The organism is Pseudomonas sp. 2024-210, from assembly GCF_045062345.1.
Classification (GTDB): domain Bacteria; phylum Pseudomonadota; class Gammaproteobacteria; order Pseudomonadales; family Pseudomonadaceae; genus Aquipseudomonas.
In genome coordinates this window covers 385259-411664 of the sequence record NZ_JBJGEJ010000003.1, presented here as the reverse complement: position 1 = coordinate 411664, position 26406 = coordinate 385259, and the positions used below count along the sequence as shown (strand labels likewise).

Annotated in this window: 21 protein-coding genes and 2 pseudogenes; 12 read left to right on the top strand and 11 right to left on the bottom strand. The window is 53.9% G+C overall.

Going from position 1 to position 26406, the window contains the following annotated elements; all coding sequences use genetic code 11:
- The first annotated feature begins 22 nt into the window (after nt 1-22).
- The gene (locus ACI7MX_RS06600) at nt 23-1015 is read left to right on the top strand and encodes an AraC family transcriptional regulator (RefSeq protein WP_314491407.1); all 993 of its coding nucleotides are present in this window, start codon (nt 23-25) and stop codon (nt 1013-1015) included.
- A gap of 146 nt (nt 1016-1161) precedes the next feature.
- Entirely contained in the window at nt 1162-2199 is a 1038-nt protein-coding gene (locus ACI7MX_RS06595) for a histone deacetylase family protein (RefSeq protein WP_405583939.1), read from the top strand.
- A gap of 48 nt (nt 2200-2247) precedes the next feature.
- Here ACI7MX_RS06595 and ACI7MX_RS06590 read toward each other — a convergent pair whose 3' ends face one another.
- On the bottom strand, nt 2248-3795 hold the full coding sequence (locus ACI7MX_RS06590) for a PLP-dependent aminotransferase family protein (RefSeq protein ID WP_405583942.1): 1548 nt from the start codon (nt 3793-3795) through the stop codon (nt 2248-2250).
- A gap of 89 nt (nt 3796-3884) precedes the next feature.
- Here ACI7MX_RS06590 and ACI7MX_RS06585 point away from each other — a divergent pair, with 89 nt between their 5' ends.
- The 4 genes from ACI7MX_RS06585 to ACI7MX_RS06570 all read left to right on the top strand — a co-directional run bounded on the left by ACI7MX_RS06585 (nt 3885) and on the right by ACI7MX_RS06570 (nt 7209).
- Complete coding sequence (locus tag ACI7MX_RS06585; RefSeq protein WP_405583945.1) at nt 3885-4514, top strand: FMN-binding negative transcriptional regulator; 630 nt, start codon at nt 3885-3887, stop codon at nt 4512-4514.
- A 5-nt stretch (nt 4515-4519) separates the two neighbouring features.
- Nucleotides 4520-4972: a GNAT family N-acetyltransferase gene (locus tag ACI7MX_RS06580; protein ID WP_314491396.1), complete on the top strand. Its 453-nt coding sequence runs from the start codon at nt 4520-4522 to the stop codon at nt 4970-4972.
- A gap of 14 nt (nt 4973-4986) precedes the next feature.
- A complete protein-coding gene (locus ACI7MX_RS06575) occupies nt 4987-5667 on the top strand; it encodes a GNAT family N-acetyltransferase (protein ID WP_405583949.1) in 681 nt (226 codons plus the stop codon).
- 564 nt (nt 5668-6231) lie between these two features.
- Entirely contained in the window at nt 6232-7209 is a 978-nt protein-coding gene (locus ACI7MX_RS06570; RefSeq protein ID WP_405583952.1) for a hypothetical protein, read from the top strand.
- Nucleotides 7210-7321: 112 nt separating this feature from the next.
- Here ACI7MX_RS06570 and oadA read toward each other — a convergent pair whose 3' ends face one another.
- Together oadA and ACI7MX_RS06560 are read right to left on the bottom strand one after the other, a co-directional pair.
- Nucleotides 7322-9130 (bottom strand): sodium-extruding oxaloacetate decarboxylase subunit alpha, encoded by a 1809-nt coding sequence (gene oadA, locus ACI7MX_RS06565; protein WP_405583955.1) that lies wholly within the window; start codon nt 9128-9130, stop codon nt 7322-7324.
- Nucleotides 9131-9141: 11 nt separating this feature from the next.
- Nucleotides 9142-10557 (bottom strand): acetyl-CoA carboxylase biotin carboxylase subunit, encoded by a 1416-nt coding sequence (locus ACI7MX_RS06560; protein ID WP_122783536.1) that lies wholly within the window; start codon nt 10555-10557, stop codon nt 9142-9144.
- Nucleotides 10558-10747: 190 nt separating this feature from the next.
- Here ACI7MX_RS06560 and ACI7MX_RS06555 point away from each other — a divergent pair, with 190 nt between their 5' ends.
- Nucleotides 10748-11710 (top strand): LysR family transcriptional regulator, encoded by a 963-nt coding sequence (locus tag ACI7MX_RS06555; RefSeq protein WP_314489975.1) that lies wholly within the window; start codon nt 10748-10750, stop codon nt 11708-11710.
- On the opposite strand, the gene ACI7MX_RS06550 is transcribed toward ACI7MX_RS06555, so the two are convergent.
- From ACI7MX_RS06550 to ACI7MX_RS06540, 3 genes and pseudogenes are all read right to left on the bottom strand, one after another.
- Nucleotides 11652-11864, bottom strand: coding sequence for a PA3496 family putative envelope integrity protein (locus ACI7MX_RS06550; protein WP_314489973.1), 213 nt, complete (start codon nt 11862-11864; stop codon nt 11652-11654). The two genes, ACI7MX_RS06555 and ACI7MX_RS06550, sit on opposite strands and share 59 nt — an antisense overlap.
- A gap of 143 nt (nt 11865-12007) precedes the next feature.
- Nucleotides 12008-12874 carry a transcriptional regulator HexR gene (gene hexR, locus ACI7MX_RS06545; RefSeq protein ID WP_314489971.1) on the bottom strand — a complete coding sequence of 289 codons (867 nt, stop codon included), beginning with the start codon at nt 12872-12874 and terminating at the stop codon, nt 12008-12010.
- A 136-nt stretch (nt 12875-13010) separates the two neighbouring features.
- Nucleotides 13011-14687 (bottom strand): annotated as a pseudogene (locus tag ACI7MX_RS06540) (putative bifunctional diguanylate cyclase/phosphodiesterase); the annotation flags it as partial.
- 433 nt (nt 14688-15120) lie between these two features.
- Between ACI7MX_RS06540 and uvrD the strand changes: the two are divergent.
- The 3 genes from uvrD to ACI7MX_RS06525 all read left to right on the top strand — a co-directional run bounded on the left by uvrD (nt 15121) and on the right by ACI7MX_RS06525 (nt 19035).
- Entirely contained in the window at nt 15121-17304 is a 2184-nt protein-coding gene (gene uvrD / locus ACI7MX_RS06535; RefSeq protein WP_314489969.1) for a DNA helicase II, read from the top strand.
- A gap of 337 nt (nt 17305-17641) precedes the next feature.
- On the top strand, nt 17642-18493 hold the full coding sequence (locus ACI7MX_RS06530; protein WP_405583962.1) for a Tim44 domain-containing protein: 852 nt from the start codon (nt 17642-17644) through the stop codon (nt 18491-18493).
- A gap of 134 nt (nt 18494-18627) precedes the next feature.
- Nucleotides 18628-19035, top strand: a complete 408-nt coding sequence (locus ACI7MX_RS06525) for an SMI1/KNR4 family protein (RefSeq protein ID WP_122783528.1) — start codon at nt 18628-18630, stop codon at nt 19033-19035.
- Nucleotides 19036-19127: 92 nt separating this feature from the next.
- Here the strand turns inward: ACI7MX_RS06525 and ACI7MX_RS06520 are convergent.
- A pseudogene (locus ACI7MX_RS06520) lies at nt 19128-20888 on the bottom strand (cation:proton antiporter).
- Between the two features lie 286 nt (nt 20889-21174).
- Here ACI7MX_RS06520 and ACI7MX_RS06515 point away from each other — a divergent pair.
- Nucleotides 21175-21660, top strand: a complete 486-nt coding sequence (locus ACI7MX_RS06515) for an acyl-CoA thioesterase (RefSeq protein WP_153377625.1) — start codon at nt 21175-21177, stop codon at nt 21658-21660.
- A 57-nt stretch (nt 21661-21717) separates the two neighbouring features.
- Here ACI7MX_RS06515 and pdxY read toward each other — a convergent pair whose 3' ends face one another.
- Nucleotides 21718-22590 carry a pyridoxal kinase PdxY gene (gene pdxY / locus ACI7MX_RS06510; protein WP_314489963.1) on the bottom strand — a complete coding sequence of 291 codons (873 nt, stop codon included), beginning with the start codon at nt 22588-22590 and terminating at the stop codon, nt 21718-21720.
- 114 nt (nt 22591-22704) lie between these two features.
- Here pdxY and ACI7MX_RS06505 point away from each other — a divergent pair, with 114 nt between their 5' ends.
- Nucleotides 22705-23112, top strand: coding sequence for a DUF3301 domain-containing protein (locus ACI7MX_RS06505; protein ID WP_314489961.1), 408 nt, complete (start codon nt 22705-22707; stop codon nt 23110-23112).
- 251 nt (nt 23113-23363) lie between these two features.
- On the opposite strand, the gene ACI7MX_RS06500 is transcribed toward ACI7MX_RS06505, so the two are convergent.
- The 3 genes from ACI7MX_RS06500 to zigA all read right to left on the bottom strand — a co-directional run bounded on the left by ACI7MX_RS06500 (nt 23364) and on the right by zigA (nt 26273).
- Complete coding sequence (locus ACI7MX_RS06500; protein WP_405584612.1) at nt 23364-24353, bottom strand: CobW family GTP-binding protein; 990 nt, start codon at nt 24351-24353, stop codon at nt 23364-23366.
- Between the two features lie 61 nt (nt 24354-24414).
- Nucleotides 24415-25068, bottom strand: a complete 654-nt coding sequence (locus ACI7MX_RS06495) for a DUF1826 domain-containing protein (protein WP_405583967.1) — start codon at nt 25066-25068, stop codon at nt 24415-24417.
- Entirely contained in the window at nt 25065-26273 is a 1209-nt protein-coding gene (gene zigA, locus ACI7MX_RS06490; RefSeq protein ID WP_405583970.1) for a zinc metallochaperone GTPase ZigA, read from the bottom strand. The genes ACI7MX_RS06495 and zigA overlap by 4 nt, the downstream gene beginning before the upstream one ends.
- Nucleotides 26274-26406 lie beyond the last annotated feature (133 nt).

Sequence of the window (26406 nt, the reverse complement as noted above, 5' to 3'; positions counted from 1 at the left end):
CACCCTCAGGCAGGAAGCGAACATGCTGCATTCCCACCTCACCACCCTCAATGCGGTCTCACTGGTGCTCAGCACCTTCAAGTCTCAAGGCTTGCCTTGCGACACGCTGCTGGCAGGAAGCGGCATACGAACCGCTGACTTGAGCCGCTCAGACACGCGTATTACCACCACCCAAGAGATGCAGGTCTGCGCCAACGCCGTCGCTCTGCGCCGCGAAATCGGCCTGGAATTAGGCCAGCGCATGCACGTGTCGTCCTACGGCATGCTGGGCTACGCCCTGCTCACCAGTGCAACGTTAGGTGACGCTTTAGAACTGGCCCTACGCTACCCGGCGCTGCTGGGAACACTTTTTCAGTTAAGCCTGAAGATCGAAGGCAATCAGGTGTGGTTCTGCGCCGATCACTATACGGCGAGCCCTTCATTGGCCATTTTCAATGCCGAACTGTGCCTGGCCTCTTTGAAGGTGATCTGCGAGGACTTGATCGGTCAGCCGTTTGCGTTGGAGGCTGCGCGCTTTACTCACAGCAAACCTGACTATCACGCGCGCTATGCCAGTACGTTCGACTGCCCTCGTTCATTTAACGCCCCTGACAACGCCTTCGCTTTTTCCCGACACTGGCTCGATCAACCCCTGCCACTCGCTGATCCGATCACCCATCAAGCAATGGCTGAACGTTGTCGCAAGCAAAATCTGGAGTTCACAGGGCGACAAACCTGGTTGGCGAGAATTCGCAAATTGCTCGCCGTCCAGCTCCATGCAGCGCCGGGGCTTGAGGGGCTGGCGGAACAAATGAACAGCTCACCGCGCACCTTGCGCCGGCATTTGCATGAGGCCGGGTGCAGCTACCAAAACCTGCTCGACGAGTTACGCTTTGAGCGGGCCAAACTGTTACTGCATGAAACCGAATGGCCTATTTATCGAATTGCGGAGACGCTGGGCTTTAGCGAGACCGCCAGTTTTCGCCATGCCTTTATTCGCTGGAGCGGCGTAGCCCCTAGCCAGTTTCGCGCTTGAACAGGGCATCCACGGCCAAAATGGGGCGAATAGCGGTCATACATTTCGGCCCTATAGATCCCTTTTTGGCCATTCTTGTCGTTCTCGGAAACGCACGTTGCCGCAACACTGGAAGTCACTGATTACGCCCGCGGAGAACAACAAAAATGCTGACTATCTATTCCGACGATCACCATCTGCATCATGGCCGCTGCGAGTTGATGGACGGACAGCTGTTACCTTGCTTCGAAATGCCATCGCGTGCGGATCATATTTTGCAACGAGTGCACGCACGCCAACTGGGCGCAGTGCAGCCCCCAAATGACTTTGGTCGCGCGCCGATTCTGCGCGTACACGACGCGGCGTATCTGGCCTTTTTCGAGGGCGCGTGGGATCGCTGGACCGAGCATGGCCGTGACGGTGACTTGCTGCCTTACACGTGGCCGGCACGTACACTTCGCGCCGTATTGCCAACCAGCCTGCACGGCCAACTGGGTTATTACAGCTTTGACGGCGGCGCACCGATTACTGCTGGCACGTGGCAGGCAGCCTACAGCGCTGCGCAAGTCGCCCTTACGGCACAGGCGGCGATACAAAATGGCGCGCACAGCGCTTTTGCACTGTGCCGCCCGCCGGGCCATCACGCTGCCAGCGATTTAATGGGCGGATACTGCTACCTCAACAATGCGGCCATTGCAGCTCAGGCATTCATTGATCAGGGCCGCCGCAAGGTCGCCATCCTCGACGTTGACTATCACCACGGCAATGGCACACAGTCGATTTTCTATGCACGTAACGACGTATTGTTCACCTCGATTCACGGCCACCCAGAGGCCGAGTTTCCGTTCTTTCTTGGGTACGAGGATGAGCGCGGTGAAGGTGCTGGCGAAGGGTTCAATATTAACTATCCCTTGGCCGCCGGCTCCGATTGGGAGCGCTGGAGTGAAGCGCTGGAATTGGCCTGTATCGAAATAGAAGGCTACGACGCGGACGTGATTGTGGTTTCGCTCGGAGTGGATACGTTCAAAAACGACCCGATTTCCCAGTTCAAACTCGATAGCACGGATTACCTGCGTATGGGTGAGCGCATTGCGCGTCTAGGCAAACCCACGCTATTTGTAATGGAAGGGGGCTACGCCGTTGAGGAAATCGGCATTAATGCAGTCAATGTGCTGGAAGGCTTTGAAGGCCGTGTTGACGATTGAAACAGCCCCCTGAGCTCGCCCTCGCCCTGTGGTAAGGGGCGAGTATTTTTAGCGCCACACCCTGCCCAACCGATCCAAAGCCGCCTTGATTTCCACTTCCGGAACCGCCGCAAATCCCAATACCAGGCCTGCACGGTTATCCACAGGCTCAACGCTATCCTCCAGCCAATACCGACTCAGCCCGACAATTTCCACCTCGGCCTCTTTAGCCCGCGCCAGCAACTCCCGCTCACGCTCGCGGCTCACTACAGGCACAGCCACGTGCAGCCCTGCGACAATGTTCGGCATCGGCCCGACACCCTCTATGCCTTGAGGCCAATGCGCCAGTAACGTGTTACGTCGACTCAGCGCCGCGCGGCGCATGCGTCGGATATGCCGCTGAAAGTGTCCCGCGGCCATAAACTCTGCCATGACGACCTGGGTGCTGACCTCCGAATGGCGCATATCCAGAGAGCGCCGCCGGGCAAAGGACTCGACCAAACCTTCAGGCAACACCAAATACCCCAAGCGTAATGCGGGAAATGCAATCTTGCCGAACGTACCGACATAAATGACTCGGCCCTGACGATCCAGCGCCGCCAAGGGTGCCAGTGGCGCCCCGCTATACCGGTATTCACCGTCGTAGTCGTCCTCAATAATCCAACCCTGGCAGCGCTCTGCCCACTCCAGCAGCTCAAGGCGCCGGGCCAGACTCATGGTGACACCCGTGGGGTATTGATGTGACGGGGTGACATACGCCAGTCGGCAATTGTTCAAATGCGCCAAGGCAGCGCACTTCATGCCCTGCTCATCCACCGCTACTCCCTGCACATTTGCTCCCGCAATCGAAAAGGCATGAGCCGCTGCGCGGTAGCCAGGATTCTCGACCGCCACCCCTTCGCCTGGCTCAACCAGCAGCTGTGCACAAAGGCTAATTCCCTGCTGCGCACCGCTGGTGATCAAAATTTGCTCAGCAGAACATGCAAGACCACGCGAAGTGCGCAAATAAGCCGCAATGAGCTCACGCAGACGCTTGTCACCTGCCGGGTTGCCGTAACACAGCTGTTCGAGATCGGGCTTGCGCCAAAATGCCGCTTGCAGCTTGCTCCAGACCGGGAAAGGAAATAAGTCGAACGCAGGCACACCCACTCGAAAAGCACGCGGCGCGCCACTCGGAGGCAGGTCCAAAGCGTGTTTGGAGACCCTGCACAAAGCCGAACTGTGGATAACTTTACTGGATGTAATTACAGGTAAATCAGCCGATTTTGTGGATAAGACTGGGGATAACCTTGTTGAAAAGCCTGTGGACAAGTTGGTGGACAACTTTTTCAAGGGCACTGCTTTTTCGGTTAAGTGCGCCACATAAGTGCCATTCCCAATTCGTCCTTCAATAAAGCCTTCGGCATAAAGCTGATCGTATGCCCGGACGACGCTATTACGCGAAATACCCAACGCCACGGCCAAGTCACGGCTGGCGGGCAATCGTGAGCCGCTGCTTAAGCGACCATCTAGCACACGCAGGCGCAATGCCTGATAAAGCTGGCGGCTTAACCCTTTTTTCGGATCAAGCTCAATACCGGCAGGGTTAAAGGCGATGGACAACGCAGAGTCAGGCATACATTGGACCTACGAAAATGGTCGTTAGTGGCTCTTACAACGAACCATTAGCCTGCCTAGGATGCAGCCATTCGCCAAGGGAAATTTCCATGTACGTACCTCGCGCTTTCGCAGAAAACGACACCCGGACGCTTCATGAACAGATGCAGGCCACTGCCCTCCCGGTGCTCATCACACAGGGCCGCCAAGGTTTGATAGCCAGTCATGTGCCCTTGCTGCTCAACCCTGAGGAAGGTCTATACGGCACGCTTTACGGACACCTGGCCCGTGCTAACCCGCAATGCCAGGACCTGGCTGAAGGGGCGCAAGCACTGGTTATTTTTGCGGGCGAACAAGCCTATATCAGCCCGTCGTTCTACCCCAGCAAAGCCGAGCACGGCAAAGCGGTGCCTACCTGGAACTATGTGGCGGTACACGCCTACGCGCAGCCTGACGTGTTTGAAGATGCACCTCGCTTGCTTGAGCTGGTCAGCCAACTCAGCAACCGACACGAAGCCAACCGACCGAAATCTTGGTCGGTGAGTGATGCGCCTGCGGACTACATCGACAGCATGCTCAAGGCCATCGTCGGTTTCCGCTTGCCCATCGCGCGCCTCATTGGCAAACGCAAACTCAGCCAAAACCGTAGTGCAGCCGATCAGGCAGGCGTACGCGATGGGCTGCTGGCCAACAGCAACCCGCACGACCATGCACTCGCTAGATTAATCGCTAAGGAATAGCCCTCATGACGCAGTCCATCCAGATAAAACCTGCCAGCGCCACCGATCACGATGCCTGGAGACCGCTGTGGCAGGCTTATTTGCAGTTCTACAAGACTGAATTGCCTGGCGAGGTCAGTGACTCGACGTGGCAGCGCTTTCTAGATCCGGTGGAACCGACTCACCTTGCGCTGGCTTGGCAGGGTGGAAAGGCGGTTGGCATGGTCCAGTTCATTTATCACCGCTCCAACTGGAGCATTGGCAATTCGTGCTACCTGCAAGATCTGTTCGTCAGCCCGGACGTGCGAGGCACCGGTGTGGGCCGCCAGTTGATCGAACACGTTTACGCCACGGCCCGCGCGGCACAGTGTGCCAAAGTTCATTGGTTAACCCACGAAACCAACGCCACCGCGATTGCCCTCTATGAACGCCTTGCCGAACGGCCCGGGTTTATTCAGTTTCGCAAAGCCTTGTCATAAAAAAGGAACGCGCAATGCCTGAAGATCTACAACACTGGCAACCGGCCAAGACCCCGGACAACCGAACACTTGAAGGGCGTTACATTCGTCTGGAAAAGCTCGACCCGACCCGTCACGGCGACGATTTATGGCTAGCCTTTCAAGGGCCTGAAAGCGATCCGACGCTATGGGATTACTTGCCTTATGGGCCCTTCACTGAGCGTGAGGCTTTTGACGCGTGGCTGCAAAACAACGCGACCAGCCGTGACCCGCATTTTTATACCGTTATCGATCTAAAGACCAGCCACGCTCAAGGCACCATCAGCCTGATGTGCATCGTGCCGGATCACGGGCGTATCGAGATCGGCCACGTCACCTTCGGCGCTACGATGCAGCGTTCGCCTAGAAGTACCGAAGCGGTCTACTTGCTGGCCAAGGAAGCCTTTGCGTTGGGCAATCGCCGTTTGGAGTGGAAGTGCAACAATGACAACGCCCGCTCCAAACGTACCGCAGTACGATTGGGGTACACATACGAAGGCGTATTTCGTCAGCATATGGTCGTTAAAGGCAAGAATAGAGATACTACGTGGTACAGCATTATTAGTACGGAATGGCCCCCTATAGCGGCAGGCTTTGAAAAATGGCTGGCACTGGATAACCAATCTGAAAACGGTCAAATCAAGACGCTGGAAGAATGCAGGCGTGTCGCTGTATAAATTTTGATCAATACGCTCAACAAGGACTGTTGGGCGTTTTTGTTTAGGCCGAGACAAAAATTACAGACAAGAATCCCCGTACAGCCCCAAATTTGCTGCAGGCATGCAACCTCGCACACTACGCGCCAAAGAAAAACGAGATCAAATGGATTTACGACCGCTTCATGATTACCTGAATTTGGCAGGATAAGAGGTTCATCTGAGGTTTCCCCAAGAGCTTCTCTTGGCGGTATTTCCTACTGCGCACGAAACATATAAAACCTTTATAGACGCCAACCTATAGGTATAGATACAACCTGCAGGTTTTCTGCTTCACACGTAGTACATATTTAGGGTCCACGTCTCAATCCTAGGTGAAAAATACCCTACAGCTACACAGCAACTTTCGCGTTCCACTATTAACAACTTCTGAAAATATTACGTTTACCGTATAACTGAAGCCACTTCATTAAAGTTATCTCGATACAGTGTCGATGTAGTTTTCGATACAGGCATTCAATAGTTCCCAAATAAAAACAGATCTGCGGCATAACGAATGTGGCCTGCAGGATCCGAGGAATTCGTATGGCCGAAATTCGAGCTAATTTTCTGATGAACTACCGATCCGTTGCAGCCGGTATGACGCTGAGGATGGATGACAATCCGGTAATCGATACACCTGAGGCGGCTGACGCCAAGGCAATAGTTACCCGTACAGGGGTTACTGTTTCCTTGTCTTCTGCCGCGCTGCAAATATCCGCCCTAACGCAACGTCCTGAAGTCGACAACTCATCAGCGGCAAAGGGATTTGAGGGTTTTATTCAAGACCTTCATCACCAACTCTCAACCCAGGGTCAACAGGCGTTAGCCTTGCGGGAGTTACCTGAACTGCATACGCGACAACGTATCGCCCTGTCCATGCAGGCGAGCAACTATCTTTTGAAGTCCTTTTACGGCCAAGAAAAACTGCATGCCAATATTACTTCTGATAATCCATTTGAAGGGTTGGACAGGCTTTCGCTTTCACACATCGCATTTGATGCTTGCGGAGCGTTTACGCCCATTGAACGCCAGGTCGCGTTTCTGGATCTGACAGAGCGCGATATTGAGTTTCGCAAGCAGACATCTGGACTCGTGAAACCACTCAGCCACCGCGACGTTCAAGTCCCTTGGATCGGGCTGACCGCTTACTTGCGAGACGCTCAACTGGCCTCGGGCATGAGTGAAGGCGAACGTGTGTGGCGTGACTATAAGCCTGCGGACGTGCTGTATGCGCACGCACAATTGATCATGATTCAACATGACATTGGCCAAATAGACTTCCCAGCTTACTCAAACCTCAAGAGCTCCACTGACACTGTACTGGGAGCCGAAGCAAATACAGAAGGCGTCAACACATGGATCAATATCCCCATGCGGCTATTAACCGCTGAGGGCTTATACCTCAGTTTGATTGAGTCGGCCGTTAAGCCTTCGAACGATAAGAAAAGCGTGTCAAACACAGACATGCTTCAACATCGCAATGGATATTCACTGTATTCAATTGTTGATTCTTATCAGTGATCTAGTGCGACTCGTGTTGATGCTTAAAGAGCAAATAAAGATTTCACACAGGCAAAAAAAAAGGGGAGCACATGCTCCCCCGAGGTTTAAAGCGTTTGTATCATAGGCAATATCAGGCTTCGATTTCGATCAGAATTTCGCCCGGGTTAACGCGATCGCCTTTGATGACATGGATGGTGATGATTTTGCCTGCAATGGCAGCCTGTACTTCGGTCTCCATCTTCATGGCTTCGGTGATCAGTACCGATTGGCCAGCCTTGACCGTATCGCCCACATTGACCAAGACATCGACGATATTGCCTGGCATGGCCGTGCTGACGTGGCCCGGCTCGCTGGCCTGCTTGCGCTTGCTCGAAGCGCCGCCCACGAATTCGTTGAGCGGTTCGAACACCACCTCTTCGGGCATGCCGTCGATCGACAGATAGAAGTGACGCTTGCCTTCCGCCTTGACGCCTACGCCGGTGATGTCGACGCGGTAGCTTTCGCCGTGCACGTCGATCACGAATTCGGTCGGTACGCCCTCGCCACCCGCCTTGCTCACGCCACCCGCCTCAGGAATAGGCAGCAGCACTTCAGGGGTCAGGGTGCCTGCCGCACGCTCTTCCAGGAACTTGCGACCGATGTCCGGGAACATGGCGAAGGTCAGGACGTCTTCTTCGGACTTGGCCAGTGCGCCAATTTCGGCACGCAGTTTGACCATTTCTGGCTTGAGCAGGTCAGCCGGACGTACGTCGATCAGCTCTTCGTTACCAATGGCCTGACGACGCAGTTGTTCGTTCACAACGCCCGGCGCTTTGCCGTAGCCGCCTTGCAGGTAAAGCTTCACTTCGTTGGTGATGGTTTTGTAGCGCTCACCGGCCAGTACGTTGAAGAACGCTTGAGTGCCGACGATTTGTGAGGTCGGTGTCACCAGCGGTGGGAAGCCCAGGTCTTCACGCACACGCGGGATCTCAGCCAGCACTTCGCTCATGCGGTTCAGAGCGCCCTGCTCTTTGAGCTGGTTGGCGAGGTTGGAGATCATCCCGCCCGGCACCTGATTCACTTGTACACGGGTGTCGACGGCGGTGAATTCGCTTTCGAACTGGTGGTATTTCTTACGCACGGCATAGAAGTACAGGCCAATTTCCTGCAACAGCGCCAGGTCGATGCCGGTGTCGTATTCGCTGCCTTTAAGGGCCGCAACCATGGACTCGGTGCCCGGATGACTGGTGCCCCACGCAAAGCTGGAGATCGCGGTGTCGATGTGATCAGCGCCGTTCTCGATAGCCTTGAGCTGGCACATGCTTGCCAGACCGGCCGTGTCGTGGGAGTGAATAAAGATCGGCAGGCTGATTTCAGCTTTCAGTGCTTTAACCAGGTCGCCCGTGGCGAACGGTGTGAGCAGGCCAGCCATGTCTTTGATCGCGATCGAGTCGCAACCCATGGCTTCCATTTGCTTGGCCTGAGCCACAAACGCATCAACAGTGTGCACCGGGCTGGTGGTGTAGGCGATGGTGCCTTGAGCGTGCTTGCCAGCGGCTTTGACAGCTTCAATGGCTACACGCAGGTTACGCACGTCGTTCATGGCATCGAAGATGCGGAAGACGTCGATGCCGTTGACAGCCGCTTTAGCGACGAATGCTTTAACGACGTCGTCGCTGTAATGGCGATAGCCCAGCAGGTTCTGACCGCGCAGCAGCATTTGCAGACGAGTGTTAGGCAATGCCGCACGCAGTTGGCGCAGACGCTCCCACGGGTCTTCTTTCAGAAAACGTACACAGGCGTCAAAGGTCGCGCCGCCCCACACTTCAAGCGACCAGTAGCCGACTTTGTCGAGCTTGTCGCAAATCGGCAGCATGTCTTCGGTGCGCATGCGAGTGGCCAGCAGCGACTGATGGGCGTCACGCAGGATGGTGTCGGTAACGAAAATCTTTTTAGACATTGTTTTATTCCTCACAGGCCTGCGTGGGCGGCAATGGCAGCAGCGATGGCCAGAGCCAGCTCTTCGGGTTTGCGCTTGATCGAGTAATTGGTCAGTTCCGGGTGGCTTTCTACGAAGCTGGTGTTGAACTGGCCACTACGAAATTCCGGGTTACGCAGGATTTCCTGGTAGTACGCGGCAGTGGTTTTGACCCCTTGCAGACGCATGTCGTCGAGGGCGCGCAAACCACGGTCCATCGCTTCTTCCCACGTCAGCGCCCATACCACCAGTTTCAGACACATAGAGTCGTAGTACGGCGGGATGGTGTAGCCGGTATAGATCGCCGTGTCGGTACGCACGCCAGGCCCGCCGGGGGCGTAGTAACGGGTGATCTTGCCGAAGCTGGGCAGGAAGTTGTTTTTCGGGTCTTCAGCGTTAATCCGGAACTGCAGGGCAAACCCACGGTGCTGAATATCTTCTTGCTTGATCGAGAGAGGCAGGCCAGAGGCGATGCGAATCTGCTCACGCACAATGTCGATGCCGGTGATTTCTTCGGTGATGGTGTGTTCCACCTGCACCCGTGTGTTCATCTCCATGAAGTACACCTCGCCCTCGGCGAGCAGGAACTCCACAGTACCGGCATTCTCGTAACCCACGGCCTTGGCTGCGCGCACCGACAGGTCGCCGATATAAGCGCGCTGTTCCGGGGTCAGTTGAGGGCTTGGGGCAATTTCGATGAGCTTTTGGTTGCGACGCTGGATGGAGCAGTCGCGCTCAAACAAATGCACCACGTTGCCGAAGCTGTCACCGAGAATTTGAGCCTCGATGTGCTTGGGGTTGACGATGCATTTTTCGAGAAACACTTCTGCCGAACCAAACGCTTTGGTCGCTTCAGAGATCACGCGAGGAAAGGCTTGTTCCAGTTCTTCACGGCTGTTGCAGCGACGAATCCCACGACCGCCACCACCTGACGTGGCCTTGAGCATGACCGGATAGCCAATGCGCTCGCCTTCAAGCAGGGCCTCATGAATGTCGGCAACGTTGCCTTCAGTGCCCGGCGTAACCGGTACACCGGCCTTGATCATGCTGCGACGGGCTTCAGTTTTGTCGCCCATGCGGCGAATCACTTCGGCGGCCGGGCCGATGAACTTGATTCCGCGCTCGGCGCAAATATCTGCCAGTTCAGCGTTTTCCGACAGGAAACCGTAGCCCGGATGCAATGCATCACAGCCTGTTTCGACCGCCAGATTCACCAGCTTGCGCGGGTTCAAATAACCGGCCAGCGGGTCTTCGCCAATGCTATGCGCTTCGTCGGCACGCTTTACGTGCAGAGCATGGCGGTCTGCCTCGGAATAGACGGCTACGGAACGAATGCCCATCTCTGCGCAAGCACGCACGATACGGACAGCAATTTCTCCGCGGTTGGCGATCAGGATCTTTTTTATCACTTGGATTTTCCCTAAAGCCCATGGAACAAACGACCTGCTAGACCAGGTCGGCACGTGTCCAAATGTGTCTGAACCGTTGTGTTGCCACACTAGACCCACGCAACAATAAACAAAAATCAATAATTCTTGGGTCGTGCATAAGTAAAGACTTATAGTCAGAAAACTTATTGCTTCGGATAACTTCAATAAAATGCGTAAGTCATTGATGCGTATAACTTTTCGACAATTACAGATCTTCAATGAAGTCTGTGATTTGCGCTCTTATAGCCGAGCAGCAGAGGAAATGTCGCTGACGCAACCCGCCGTAAGTCTACAAATTCGTCAGTTGGAAGAGCTGATTGGTCAGCCATTATTCGATTACGTAGGCAAAAAGCTGTACATGACCGAGGCCGCTGAAGCGCTTCAGCTGGCCAGTCGTGACATTTTTGGGCGACTTGAAAACCTCGATATGCAGTTATCGGACATGCTGGGTTCGTTGCAGGGCCAGTTGAAATTAGCCATCGAATCGAGTGCAAAATATTTTGTGCCGCATTTGTTTGCAGCGTTCAAGCGCCAGCATCCCGAGGTTAATTTGCAGCTCACAGTGGTCAACCGGGCTCAGGCCGTTCGCCGGCTTTCAGATAACCGTGATGATTTGGTGATCATGTCGATGGTGCCGCAAGACATGGGCCTCGAGTTTTTGCCGTTTTTGAATAATCCGATTGTCGCGGTAGCGCCCGCTGATCATCCGTTGTGTGAACGCGGCCCACTGCGCTTGCAAGACTTGGAGCCCTACACCTTGCTGATGCGTGAGCAAGGTTCGGGCACTCGATTGGCGTGCGAAGAATATTTCAAAGAGAAGCGCGTGCACTTCGGTCAAACCCTTGAAGTGTCATCCAACGAATCACAGCGCGAATGTGCGGTGGCAGGATTGGGCGTGGCGTTGTTGACCCGCCACGCCGTCAGCCTGGAACTGGCGACCGGCCTGTTGCGTGAGTTGCCGATTGAAGAGTTACCGCTGTATCGCAGTTGGTGCGTGGTGCAGGCCAAGGCGAAACGCCTGTCACCCGTGGCGCATGCATTTCTGGGCTTTATACGCTCGGAACGCCAGCAAATCAGCGCGTTGGTTGAACGCTTCGACGGGCAGTTGCCGGGCCGGTATGCCAATAATTGAGGCCGTTGAGGTCAGGATAATCTTCTGTCTCAAGACGCAGCTGGCGCTGGTCCGTACGATCTTCAATCGCGCGACGAAAAGCCATGCGGCGCTGATCTTCTTGCTGACGGCGGGTTTTGACGGCGCTGTTGCGTTCTTCGTAAGGCTGGGCCATTTCGAGTCTCCCAAGGCGTGTACGGGAGCTTTACGATGCGCTTTGTTTGTGACGGCATTGCGAAGGTGAGATGACAGGGAAATGAAAGCAAAATCCAAATCCCCTCACCCTAGCCCTCTGGGTGAGGGCTAGGGTGAGGGGCTTTAGTCTTCGTGGCTTTTGAGCGATTTAGGCGACAGGCGCAAACTGCGAAGGCTGCGCTTAACGCTTTTGAGGTGGTTGACCAAGCTCGGGCCGCGGGCCATGGCAACGCCCATCGCCAGCACATCGATCACCACCAGGTGAGCAATACGAGAAGTCAACGGCGTATAGATTTCGGTGTCTTCATGCACATCAATTGCCAGATTGATGGTCGCCAGTTCAGCCAAGGGTGTTTGGCTAGGGCATAACGTAATCAACGTAGCGCCGCTTTCGCGTACGAGGTTGGCGGTAATCAGTAAATCCTTGGAGCGACCTGACTGTGAAATGCAGACCGCCACGTCGGTAGGCTTTAACGTGACGGCCGACATGGCTTGCATGTGCGGATCAGAATACGCAGCCGCCGTCAGTAACAGGCGAAAGAACTTGTGTTGGGCATCTGCGGCTACAGCTCCCGACGCTCCGAAACCATAAAACTCAACACGTTGAGCCTGCGACATGGCCGTCACAGCCTTCTGCAATGCAACTGGGTCAAGTTTCTCGCGCACGTCCATTAACGTGTGCAACGTTGTGTCAAAGATTTTCAGGCTGTAATCAGCAACCGAATCGTCTTCATGGATCGCAAATTGACCAAAACTGGCGCCCGCGGCCAAGCTTTGCGCAAGCTTGAGTTTTAGATCCTGAAACCCTGAACAACCAATCGCACGGCAAAAACGCACGATGGTGGGTTCGCTGATTCCGACGCTATGCGCAAGGTCTGCCATGGAACTGTGCATTACAGCCGCAGGATCAAGCAGCACGTGATCGGCAACCTTGAGTTCCGATTTACGTAACAGGTGGCGTGACTGGGCAATATGTTGCAGCAGGTTCAAAGGACTGGACTCGGTCTGTAAGCGGCAGGCGCCGGGGATGTAGCAATCTTGTAGTTATACTACAAGAATTCGCTTTTTGCCCAACCAATACGTCATCTAAAAACCTGTACCCCCTGTGAAGCCTCACTTATGAGCACTACAAAATAACCACACCGCAACGCAATAAATCGCCCAAAGCCGTTGCGTTAACCGGTCGGCTGATCAAGTACCCCTGCACTTCGTCGCACTGCTGCTGTTTAAGAAAAGCAAGCTGTGTCTCGTCTTCAACGCCTTCAGCAACCACCTGCAAGTCGAGACTGTGGGCCATAGCAATAATCGCTATGGTGATCGCATCGTCTTCACTGCAATGCCCTACACCGCGAATGAACGTCTTATCGATCTTCACATAGTCGACAGCTAATCGCTTGAGATAGCTGAGGGACGAATAGCCGGTGCCAAAATCATCAATCGCCAGTTTCACACCCAACTCATGCAATTGTTGAAAGGCCACGATTACGCTTTCGACATTGTCGAGCAACTGACTTTCGGTTAGCTCAAGCTCAAGGCAGTGCGGTGCCAATCCGGTTTCTTCGAGGACTTGTCGCACTTGACTGACCAACTTCCCTTGACGCAACTGATGCCCCGACACGTTCACCGATACCCGTATCGACGCCAGCCCTGCACGCTGCCATTCACACGCCTGACGGCAGGCTTCACGAAGGACGAACCCGCCAATTGCAGCGATCAGACCTGTTTCTTCAGCCAGTGCGATAAAGTCGCTGGGGGGCACGCTGCCCAACTGTGGATGATCCCAACGTACCAAGGCTTCAGCGGCATGCAAACGACCTGTTTTCAGGCATAACTTAGGTTGATAGAACACGTTGAGCTGGCCTTCGACAATCGCCTTGCGCAACAGATTCTCCAGCTGAAATCGTTCCAGTGTGCTGTGCTGCAAGCTATGACTGAAAAACTGAAAAGTACCGCCGCCTATATGTTTGGCTTGCTGCATGGCTTGACTGGCCTGATTGACCAGCATCGCACCGTCACGAACGCTGTCAGACATCAAACTAATGCCAATTGATGCACTGATCACCAACTCATGACCATCAATCAACAGTGGCTTGCCAAGCTTGCTTAACAGTCGAGTAGTGACACGCGCCAGGCTGGTCAAGCTGCCATAGGTGTCAAACAACACTGCAAATTCGTCACCCGATAATCGCGCAATGGTGTAGGCCTCGGGCATGGCCTTTTTCATGCGCTCAGCAACATGCTGCAGTACTTGGTCGGCCAGCTCATGGCCAAGGCTGTCATTGAGCCGTTTGAAACGGTCAAGGTCGATGTGCAGCAATGCGAGGCTGCGTGAGCCTGGTCGCAAACGTTGATTAGCTTCTTCAAGGCGCTCTTTAAACAAAAGGCGGTTGGCCAACCCCGTCAGTTCATCAAAATGAGTGAGGTGCCGCACTCGCTCTTCAGAAATCCGTCGCGCCGACAAATCGCTAATGAAAGCCACGATATGACTGATTGTATCGGCGGCATCGCGCACCACTTTGAGCTGCAACCATTGCGGGTAAAGCTCGCCACTTTTACGGGCCTCAACTAACCCACCCTGCCAACTGTCCTGTTGATCAAGCGATTGTTGAATGATCGGAGAATGCCGAAAGGCGTCGCGACCACACGCCAGTTCAGCCACCCGATACCCCACCAACTCCTCAACCGAATAACCGCTGATACGGCTAAAAGCTTGATTGACTGCCAGTAGGGTGTAGGCAGGATCAAGAATAACGATGCCTTCACTGGCCGCTTCAAACACGGTTGCCGCTAAACGCCGCTGTTCTATTTCTCGCGCAAGCACAGCGTTCAATTGCTCGCTGCGAGTGTTGGCGAGTTGCAGATCTTCCAAGAGTTTTTGTTGCTGCGCATTCCCTGCGACATAGCGTTTTTTGACTTGCCAGACAAGAACAGCGCCCAAGGACAGCAAACACCCAGCGCCTACGCCAAAAGAAATACCCAGCGAGCTAAAACCCTGAATCATCAGCAAAATTCTTATAAGTGGGTGACTAAAAAGTACCCTGAGCATACACAAGCAATGCACATGACCAAACGGGATAAAACGCTTATGAATGGATCCAATTTCCCAAAACAATTCAAATAAATACATGCCTCCCGGTATACCTGTTCATATAAACAGCCTTAGGGACGACAAAATAAGGCGGACCCGATTGGCATTGGGGTTTGCCGGGGTTGGCCGCGCGCCCTAGAATGCTCAGATGCGCGATGATCTCTCTCTCTTGTTAAATTCTCTCAACGATGCCCAACGTCAGGCCGTCACGGCCAGTGTCGGGCGTCAGTTGGTTCTGGCCGGCGCAGGTTCCGGCAAAACCCGTGTGCTGGTGCACCGTATCGCTTGGTTAATCCAGGTCGAAAATGCGTCCCCGCACTCAGTGCTGTCGGTGACCTTCACCAACAAGGCCGCTGCCGAGATGCGCCATCGCATCGAACAGCTGATGGGTATCAACCCGGCCGGTATGTGGGTGGGTACGTTCCACGGCCTGGCTCACCGCCTGCTGCGTGCTCACTGGCAGGAAGCCGGTTTGAGCCAGACGTTCCAGATTCTCGACAGCGATGACCAGCAACGCTTGGTCAAACGTGTGATCCGTGAACTGGGGCTGGACGAACAGCGCTGGCCTGTACGACAGGCGCAATGGTTTATCAACGGCCAGAAAGATGAAGGCCTGCGACCACAACACATTCAGGCCAGTGGTGATTTGTTCCTGGCCACCATGCGCAGCATTTACGAAGCCTATGAAGTTGCGTGCCAGCGGGCAGGCGTGATTGATTTCTCTGAACTGCTGCTGCGGGCGCTTGATCTGTGGCGGGATAACCCGGGATTACTGGCGCACTACCAGAAACGCTTCCGGCATATTCTGGTGGACGAGTTTCAGGACACCAACGCCGTGCAGTACGCGTGGCTGCGTCTTCTGGCACAGGGCGGCGACAGCTTGATGGTCGTGGGCGATGACGATCAGTCGATCTATGGGTGGCGTGGCGCGAAGATTGAAAATATCTACCAATATTCCACTGACTTCCCGGACGCTGAAACCATTCGTCTGGAACAGAACTACCGTTCAACTGCCGGCATTCTTAAAGCGGCCAACGCCCTGATTGCCAACAACAGTGGGCGCATGGGTAAAGAGCTGTGGACAGATGGCGGCGAAGGCGAAGCGATTAATCTGTACGCAGCTTTCAACGAACACGATGAAGCGCGTTACGTCGTCGAAACCATCGAAAGCGCTCTGAAAACGGGCCTGGCTCACAAAGACATCGCCATTTTGTACCGCTCCAACGCTCAATCACGGGTGCTTGAAGAAGCGTTACTGCGTGAACGTATTCCATACCGAATTTACGGTGGTCAGCGCTTCTTTGAACGCGCAGAAATCAAAAATGCCATGGCCTACATGCGACTGTTGGAAGGCCGCGGCAACGATGCGGCACTGGAGCGGGTCATTAACGTTCCTGCTCGCGGAATCGGCGAAAAAACAGTTGAGGCCATTCGTGAGCACGCGCGTCACAGCGATGTCTCCATGTGGGAAGCCATGCGCCAGCTCATCGCCAATAAAGCGTTGCCTGGTCGTGCTTCGGGCGCCATCTCAGGATTTATTGAACTGATCGAAGGCCTCGCAGCGAAGGTCATGGAGATGCCGCTGCACCTAATGACTCAAACGGTGATCGAGCAAAGTGGACTGATTGCCTACCATCAAGCCGAAAAAGGCGAAAAAGGCCAGGCCCGGGTAGAAAACCTTGAGGAGCTGGTCAGCGCTGCACGTAACTTCGAGAACAACGAAGAAGACGAAGAGCTCTCGCCATTAGCCGCATTCCTTGGCCACGCGTCACTGGAAGCTGGCGACACACAGGCAGAAGAACACGAAGACGGTATCCAGTTGATGACGCTGCACAGCGCCAAAGGTCTGGAGTTCCCGTATGTGTTCCTCGTGGGCATGGAAGAGGGCCTGTTCCCACACAAGATGAGCCTTGAAGAACCCGGCCGCCTTGAAGAGGAACGCCGTCTGGCCTACGTGGGCATCACTCGGGCAATGCAAAACCTGGTGATGACCTATGCTGAAACCCGTCGCCTCTACGGCAGTGAAACCTACAACAAGGTTTCACGATTCGTCCGCGAGATACCCAAAGGGTTGATACAGGAAGTTCGATTGTCCAACAGTGTCAGCCGTCCTTTCGGCGGCGGTCAGAAGCAAAGCGCCAGCACCTTGTTTGGCGGTTCGGATATTCCCGAAACCGAATTCAAGCTGGGTCAACTGGTTCGCCACGCGGTCTTCGGCGAAGGCGTAATCCTCAATTTCGAGGGCGCCGGCGCTCAGGCACGTGTACAGGTGAACTTCCCGGAAGGCAGCAAGTGGCTAATGATGGGCTACGCCAAACTTGAAGCGGTCTGACAGCCGCCGGACAGCTAGCTGACAATAAGGTGGGTAATATAGGCCCTTCTGTCAGCTACGTTCGCGGCGCTGACTGCGATGTTTGCCAACGTAGGGATTAAGCATGTCAGTTCTGATGTCGCCACGTCCTTACGTACCGTCCTGCGACTGGCATTAAAAGGCTAGGCCTTTTGTAGCTTCGCTGGCTTAGGCTGGGAAGCCAGAGGTATCGACTACAAATTAAACAGAACCTTCCTACACGCTATCGGGCAAAAGCCCGAAACACTTCACCGCTAGCCAGTCACCCTTGACCTGTGCAACATGGCGCGCGTGTCATCCACAAATGGGAATTCCCTTTATGAAACGTTTTCTTAGCATCGCCATGGCGTTGTGCATCGGTTTAACGATGAGCCTCGACGCTAACGCCAAACGCTTTGGCGGTGGCAAAAGCTTTGGCTCGGCCCCTAGCCACCAAACTCGTCAAGCCGCACCTGCACCCGCCGCAGCCCCTGCTGCTGCAGGCGCTGCCGCTAAAGCCGGTGGTGCTTCGCGCTGGTTAGGCCCTCTGGCTGGCCTCGCTGCCGGTGGCCTGCTGGCATCCATGTTTATGGGCGGTGGCTTCCAGGGCATGCAGTTCTTCGACATCTTGATCATGGCAGTCATTGCCTTCCTGATCTTCCGCTTCATTGCCGCCCGTCGCCGCAAGCAACAAACTGAAATGATGGCTCCAGCAGGTCCTGCGTCGATGCAGCGTGAAACGTTCGATGCCAAGCCTGCCACTTCGTCGATATTCGGCGGTGGTTCAGCCGCTCCGGCAGCACGCCCGGTGATCAACGCTCCGGCCTGGTTCAACGAGCAGAACTTCCTGGAAGCTGCACGTAACCATTTCCAGTCCCTGCAACAGCATTGGGATGCCAACGAAATGGATAAAATCGCCGAGTTCGTTACACCTCAAATGCTTGATTTCCTCAAGCGTGAACGCGCTGATCTGGGTGATGGCTTCCAGTCCACCTACATCGACAACCTGACCGTGCAACTGGACGGCCTGGATGATCGCGCCGACAAGACCATCGCTACACTGACATTCAGCGGCGTTTCGAAAACTTCGCGTTTTGATCAGGGCGAAGCTTTCAGCGAGAGCTGGAACATGGAGCGCCAGCAAGGCGAGAACCAGCCTTGGCTGGTTGCCGGTATCCGCCAAAACGGTTGATCTGCACCTATCACATGTTGTAATCAAAGCCCCGGACTTGTCCGGGGCTTTGCATTTCACGATTGCACTTATAACAAGCTACTGTATAAAGCGCGTCTTATAAAACCGCGCCATAGAGTATGAGGATAGAGGTCGTGGAAGAGATCATCGAAGAACTACGTGAAAAAAATGAGCCTGTGCCGGTTCCCCTGGAACTGCCAGACGAAGACCAACTGGTTGAAATCGAAGAACAACTGTTCATCGACATTCCGTTTGTCTTCAAAGAGTTTTTGTTGACCGTCAGCGACGTGGTGTATGGCAGCCTGGAACCCGTAACCGTGACGGATCCACAGTCCCATACCTATCTGCCTGAAGTGGCCGCGACTGCATGGGACCTGGGCGTGCCCCGTGAACTGATCCCGATTTGTCAGGACGGCGACGACTACTACTGCGTAGAAGAAGACGGCACCGTGGTGCTGTGGTCTGGCGAAGAAGAACTGGTGACCGAAGAAACGTGGGAATCGGTCTGGCACTGGGCTCGGGATGTCTGGCTGGAAAGCTGATACCTGAATGCAGTGAAACTCCGTAGAAGCGAGCCGGCAGCTCCCGCAACACGACCGTGAGCGAGCTCGCTTCTACAGAGCACAGGGCAACGTCAATGACCGCCCTCTTTATGGTTATCAAGCGTCTCCAGCAACGCCACCTGCATGCGCGTATGGACCCGGATAAACCAACGCCACAACACCGCAGCAACCCCCGCCGCCACAACCGCAATCACGATCAGCAACTCATTGGTGGGCAGAATGCTGGCCGACAATGCTTACAGCAGCAAAAAAATCACCAGCAACGACAGAATCGGGATGACCTCAGCAATGATCCGTCGCACCCGTTGTGTATGGCGCCCAGCCATTTCAGGTTTGACCCCCATCTCTGCCAGCAACATGGAAAGCGCCTTGAGCTTGCGATAAGCCGCAATCAGGAACGGCAATGACACCAGCAAGGCAGCCCCCCAGATAATTCCGTGTTGCCAGCTCGATTTAATCATCCACCCCTGCAAATACTCGGTGATTCTTGGCGCGAAATAACCACCGGTAAAAAAAATCGCGATAACCAAGGCCAGGTTAACCCCAACCTGCAACAAAATTCTTCGGATCATGGCGGCGAGAATCGCCCTCTCTCCTTGCGGCTGAATACTGCGGAGCCATTCCCCGTACATTCCAAAAACCCGGGATACACGTTTAGGCATGACCTGCGCCAGCGTGAGCGAGAGCGGATCTGCGGCACGAATCAAGTAAGGGGTCATAAGCGTCGTCAACACGGACACAGCGACCGCTACGGGGTACAGAAAGCTGCTGGTGACCTGTAACGTCATACCCAGCGCTGCGATGATGAAAGAAAATTCGCCAATTTGTGACAGTCCCATCCCAACTCGCAATGAAGTGCGACCGTCGTTACCGGCGATAAAGGCGCCCAACCCGCAAGAAAGCATCTTGCCCAGTACCACCGCACAGGTGATGACCAGTATTGGCAAGGCGTACTCCCACAGAATGGCAGGGTCGAGCATGAGGCCTATAGCGACAAAGAAAATCGCACTGAAGAGATCCCGAACAGGCTCAATCAAACGCTCGATTTTCAGCAGTTGTCGTGATTCGGCCATGATAGCGCCGATCAAAAAAGCGCCGAGCACCATGCTGTATTCCAACTTGACCACCAACAGGCAAAAGCCAAAACACAGGCCGAGCACGGTAATCAGCAGCATCTCGTTGCTTTCAAAGCGGGCCACATACGCCAGCACCCTGGGCACCAGCAAAATACCGATAACCAAGGCCACAATCATAAATAAAGAAAGTTTTCCGACGGTCGAAAAAACTTCTTCCGGGCTAACGCTCCCGCTCACTGCGATGCTCGACAGCAACGCAATGATTCCGATCCCCAAAATATCCTCAACAATCAACACGCCAAAAATCAGCTGCGCGAAGCGCTCGTTTTTCATCTTGAGGTCATTCAGGGCCTTAACGATGATCGTGGTCGAAGAAATGGCCAGAATCGCGCCCAGGAACAACGAGTCCATGGTGTTCCAATCGAACCAGCGGCCAATCTCGTAGCCAATCCAGATCATCAGCGTTATTTCCATAAACGCTGCGATAAAAGCCGTGGCCCCCACCTTGAATAACTTGCGCAGGCTGAACTCCAGGCCCAGGCAAAACATCAGGAATATCACGCCCAGTTCAGCGAGGGTCTTGATCGTTTGCTCATCATGAATCAAGCCAAAAGGCGGGGTATGTGGGCCAATAATAAATCCGGCCACAATGTAGCCAAGCACCACGGGCTGCTTGAATCGGTGAAAAAGAATGGTCACCACACCTGCGACCAGCATGATCACTGCCAGATCCTGAATAAAACTGATGGCATGCATGGCGTGGTGCTCCTTTTTGAGTGTTTCGCAGCAACAGTCCGTCGGACACAGCCTTTATGACTGTGTGTATAGACTGTTTGTATCGTAGGAATTACCCGCTTATCGGGCTTTTGCAGGTTAACACCGCGACTTCCCCTAGAAAGGCGGTGCAATATATGGAAACAGATACAGCTGAGCGTGACGGCTGCCAAAGCAGCAGCGTCCCGTTAAGTACTGTTTCAAAAATCGACAAGTATCCGCAGAGGTACCCATTTCAATGCTGCAACACTACCGCGAGCCTGCTGCTATGGAACCCGGAAACGCCCAACTCTCGATGACGGTCTTGATGACCCCGGACATGGCCAACTTTTCTGGCAATGTTCACGGCGGAACCCTGCTCAAGTACCTCGATGAAGTCGCTTACGCCTGCGCCAGCCGCTATGCCGGCCGTTACGTGGTCACTTTGTCAGTAGACCAAGTGATATTTCGCGAGCCTATTCACGTCGGCGAGCTGGTGACCTTCCTTGCATCGGTTAATTACACCGGCAACACCTCGATGGAAGTCGGCATTAAAGTCGTTACAGAAAATATTCGTGAACGCTCAGTGCGCCACACCAATAGTTGCTTCTTCACCATGGTGTCCGTGGACGACGACCGTAAACCGGCTGCCGTGCCGCCTTTGCAACCGGTTAACAGCGAAGATAAGCGTCGTTTTATTCAGGGCAAACAACGTCGCCAGATCCGTCAGGAGCTGGAAAAACGCTATCAGGAATTGAAAGACGAAACGATGTAGAACCGCTTTGTCTGTAGGGTACGAACACACTCGCCCCCTACAATCTGACGCTTCGCTTTACAGATTGATCGGTACCGCCTCAAAGCGCACACGCGGGTGCGCAATACGGTCCTGGGCACGCACCAGTTGTAGCTCGTAGCTGGTGCAGGCCTGCGTTTCCAGCAAGACCTCATGCACCGCAGCGGCGGTAAATTCAAATGCAGCCACCAGGCTGTCACCTAGCAGCACGCGCGCCAAAAACAGTCCGGAGGTTAGATCACCTACACCCACAGGCTGACGCGGGAACGCCAGCAATGGGCGGCTCAAGTGCCAATTGCCCTCGGCGGTCACCAGCAGCATTTCAAAATTATCTGCTGGCTTACCGGGATAGGACAAATGCTTCACCAACACCGCCTTGGGACCGCGTGCCAGCAAACTGCGGGCCATCGCCAGGCAGTCGAGTAAAGACTGCGGGTGACGACCGCAAAAGCTGTCCAGCTCCAACTGATTGGGGCAAAGAAAGTCGGCCATCGCCGCGGCCTCTTCAAGCAGAAAATCACTGACTTCCTGGGCCACGATGCAGCCTTTTTCAGGGTGCCCCATCACCGGATCACACAGGTATAACGCGTGCGGGTTTACTGATTTGATGCGTGCTACACCCCTGAGAATTGCCCGACCTTGAGCGGCACTGCCCAAATAGCCGGACAGAACGGCATCACAGTTGCCCAGCTCGCCAATAGCCGCAATACCCTCAACCAACGCCGGAATCTGCTCAGGGGCAAGCACCTCGCCTGCCCACTGGCCATACTGAGTGTGATTGGAGAACTGTACGGTGTTCAAGGGCCAGACATTTACCCCGACGCGCTGCATGGGAAACACGGCAGCGCTATTGCCGGCATGGCCGAAAACCACGTGGGATTGGATGGCGAGTAGATGAGGTGTACGTTTCATGCCGGATTCCAGACTGCGGATGGATTCAAGCCGCGCAGTATGCGACTAAACACAACCTATACGACAGACTGAAGACGCAGTTAAGCTGAACCCAATCTGTTGGAGCGCACGTAAATGCTGACCCTTGGAAATATGTTTGTGCTGATGCTGTTAGCCGCAGGTGCTGCCTGGCTATGGCACAACCACGGCCTTCGTGAACGTGCGCTGGCGCGAGTCAAACAGCACTGCAAGACGCTTGATATCGAATTGCTGGATGAAAACGTTGCGCTTAAAAAAATCGGCTTTATTGCGGATGCCAACGGCCGCAAACGCCTGGCCCGTGTGTATAACTTTGAGTTTACCGTGACGGGTGAACACCGCCATACCGGGACCATCACGCAATTTGGGGCCCATAGCGCAAAGATAGACTTACCGCCCTACCCCATTCAAACCGCGTCAGAGCCTGATGCGAGAGAGATTTCCAGCGCAAAAGTCATTGAGCTTAGCCAATGGCGTCAGGATCACAGCAAAACTCGCCACTGACTCCATGAGCATGAAAGGTTGTTCAGGGCATTCCTCCTGGAACAGCCGTTCTGTGCTTAGGGGTAGAGCATCTGTGGATAACTTGGTTGTGAAAACTGCATCCACGCATTGCATCAGCCTAAAACCATTGAATTAGAGCCTTCATAACGATTTATAAGAAGGTAATTTTCGTTCGTACAGTTGTCTTTGTAGGACAATTTTACCAGCACAGAACGACTCAAAAGCACGCTTTACGCCGCTCACCCCCCTCCTCAACCACCTAAAATCTTATCCTCAACTGACTCCAGGCAATTTTTTAGACCACTTTTTAGCCCACCTTGATCTTGAGGGTTTTCAAAGATGAGTTCTAAGCGCGAATCCTCACGCCACTCACTGGATTTCCACTGAGCTAACGAGTTATCCACAGAATTAAACGAAAACCACCCCTGCGAGGTATGGATGACCAGCTTCGCACGCAGGTAATTAAGGCTTGAAAGCCACTCCTGCACCCGACATAGATTGAAATGGATGGAAGGGTGCCAACGCCAACCCATGCTCCACCCTTGCGGCTGAGCTTGAATCATGACGATAGGGGTTTCAGGGCTGATAAAAATACTGCGAGTCTGATTTAAATCCTTATAAATCAATGATTTATCCACAGGATGAATATCATTCATATGCCCTGCAGGCAGCGAATTTAAAGGGATGCAGCCATGGTCGACCCATAAAACAGGGCACTTTGGCAGGCTGTATGCAATCTGCTCACGTTGTGCTTTTTTCACACTATTAGATTTATTCATGACCACTAAACCGGCACTTTTCAGGGCTTCTTGCTGCGTTTCTGGCAAGCGTTTTCCCTGCGCCATCGCTTGCGCATCAAGCACCATGACGCAGGGTTGCAACGCCAGAACTCCTTGCCAAGGAGCCCTATTGAGTTGGTTTAGAATTTGTACCGGATGGCCTAGGCCCGACGGCTCTATAAACAGCCGGTCGGGACGAGATTTGCGCAAAAGGCGGCTCAAGCCAATTTGAAAGGGTGCGCCATTGACACAACACACGCATCCGCCTGCCACTTCAGCAATAGCAATTGTGTCGTTGCCCTGACTCATCAGCGCAGCGTCCAGCCCTATCTGACCGAACTCATTGACCAAAACCGCCCAGCGTTCGTGAGCGGGTTTGTGAGCCATCAAATGCTGTATCAGACTGGTTTTACCCGCGCCGAGTGGGCCGGCAATCACATGGGTAGGAATGTTATGCAACATCATCGCCAGCTTCTGGTTGATCAAAGCCCACAATATGCCTGAATAAACGACCTATTGATGTTTAGGCGAGCCAATCAAGGGTCAAGATCAGCCGGCGTTCACCCTGCGATAAAGTCGGTGAACGATGGATCAACCCGAAGCCTTCGTTACCTTGCCACTTTTCTCCTTTGAGCAAGGCAACGTCACCGGCATCCATATGTTCAATCTGCGAATCGTGCAGGGGTTCAGTAGGCAACTGACCGAGTTGAGGACGCTCCAAGACGCTCTCCCTCAACCACTGACTGCCTGCACCCGCATACGTCGTTATCAGCCGTACGGGCACATGATCAACATGAAACCGAGGACACATCGCCGTATCCAGGGCTCTGAGACGCAGCCCTATGCGTTTTGCGCCCAGCAGGTATGCGTAGGCACTCACCAACCAGTCAATGTCGACAATAAAGCTCTCATAGCCTTCCAGATCATTAAATCGGGAAGCCAAGCATTTGAGGTCTACCGATGACCGCTCGTCGGAAATATCGAATGAAATAACATCGCTTAGGGGCTCATCAAGCGATAACAATCGCGCTGCAAAATCAGCGATATGCAGGGGTAATTGACGGTTCCAGACAGTCAGATTGGTGTTGTTATCGAGAATATGCGCAAGTATTTCAGGGCTCGGTCCAATCACTTGATGGATGAGTGGCGGTGCGGTCAGCGTGCTCGCACTGATCATGCAGCTACCCCTTCGTGCCATTCACCGAAAGGATCGCTCATCAGTTGCCAGCCTTCGATGCCCAAGGCCATTTCTTCATCATTGAGCAAACAGCTATCCAGCTCCTCTTTCAGCACATCAAAATCCATGTGCTGACCGATAAAGACTAATTCCTGACGACAATCGGCAGTTTCGGGAAGCCACTTTTGAAGAATTACAGCTTTGGTCTCGGCGTCTTGAGGCCATTGATCACGCGGCACAAAACGCCACCAGCGGCCAGCGTAGCCATAACGCATCAACCCCCCGGCCTGTGACCAACTGCCCGCCTCCTGATACTTGCTGGCCAGCCAAAAGAACCCTTTGGAGCGCAGTAGTTTTCCGTGGGTCCACGAGCGATTAATAAAATTAAAAAAACGCCCTGGGTGAAAGGGCCGACGCGCCCGGTAGACCATCGAAGCAATGCCATAGGCCTCTGTTTCGGGTACGTGCTCATCGCGTAACACTCGCAACCAGCCAGGTGCCTGAGCTGCCCGCTCAAAGTTAAACAATCCCGTATTAAGTATCTTTTTCAGCGGCACTTCGCCCATCACCATCGGAATAATTTCTGCCTGTGCATTCAGGCGCCCAAGAATGGCAATTAATTCCAAGCGATCTTCGTGGCTGATCAAATCAATTTTGCTGATCAAAATTACGTCAGCGAATTCAACTTGCTCAACCAATAAGTCGGTAATGGCGCGTTCGTCTTCTTCGTCCAGGGTTTCGCCCATCGATGCCAGACTTTCTGCCGCTTGAAAATCCTGCATAAAACTCAGGCCATCGACTACCGTGACCATGGTATCCAGACGCGCACTGTCGGCCAGGCTATGACCGGATTCGTCGCTAAAGGTAAAGGTCTCAGCCACAGGCAGCGGCTCGGAAATCCCAGTCGACTCGATCAGCAGATAATCAAAACGTCCCTCTTTGGCCAGCTTGGTGACCTCTATCAATAAGTCTTCACGCAAGGTGCAACAAATACAGCCATTACTCATTTCAACTAATTTTTCTTCTGCGCGATTGAGACTGACATCGCGCTGAACTTCTGCGCCATCAAGATTGATTTCACTCATGTCATTGACGATGACGGCCACACGCAAATTCTCGCGATTACGCAAAATATAATTCAGCAGGGTGCTTTTTCCTGCACCCAGAAAACCGGACAACACAGTCACCGGAAGACATTTTGGCATGGGAGTTCCTCATCAGGGGTGGCAGGTCAAAACGCCCGCTCATTGGCGCAGCCAAAATTGGCTCTCGATAATGATACATTATAACAATACACCCCATCACAATTGTTATCCTGTAACACCCTACCTTCCAATG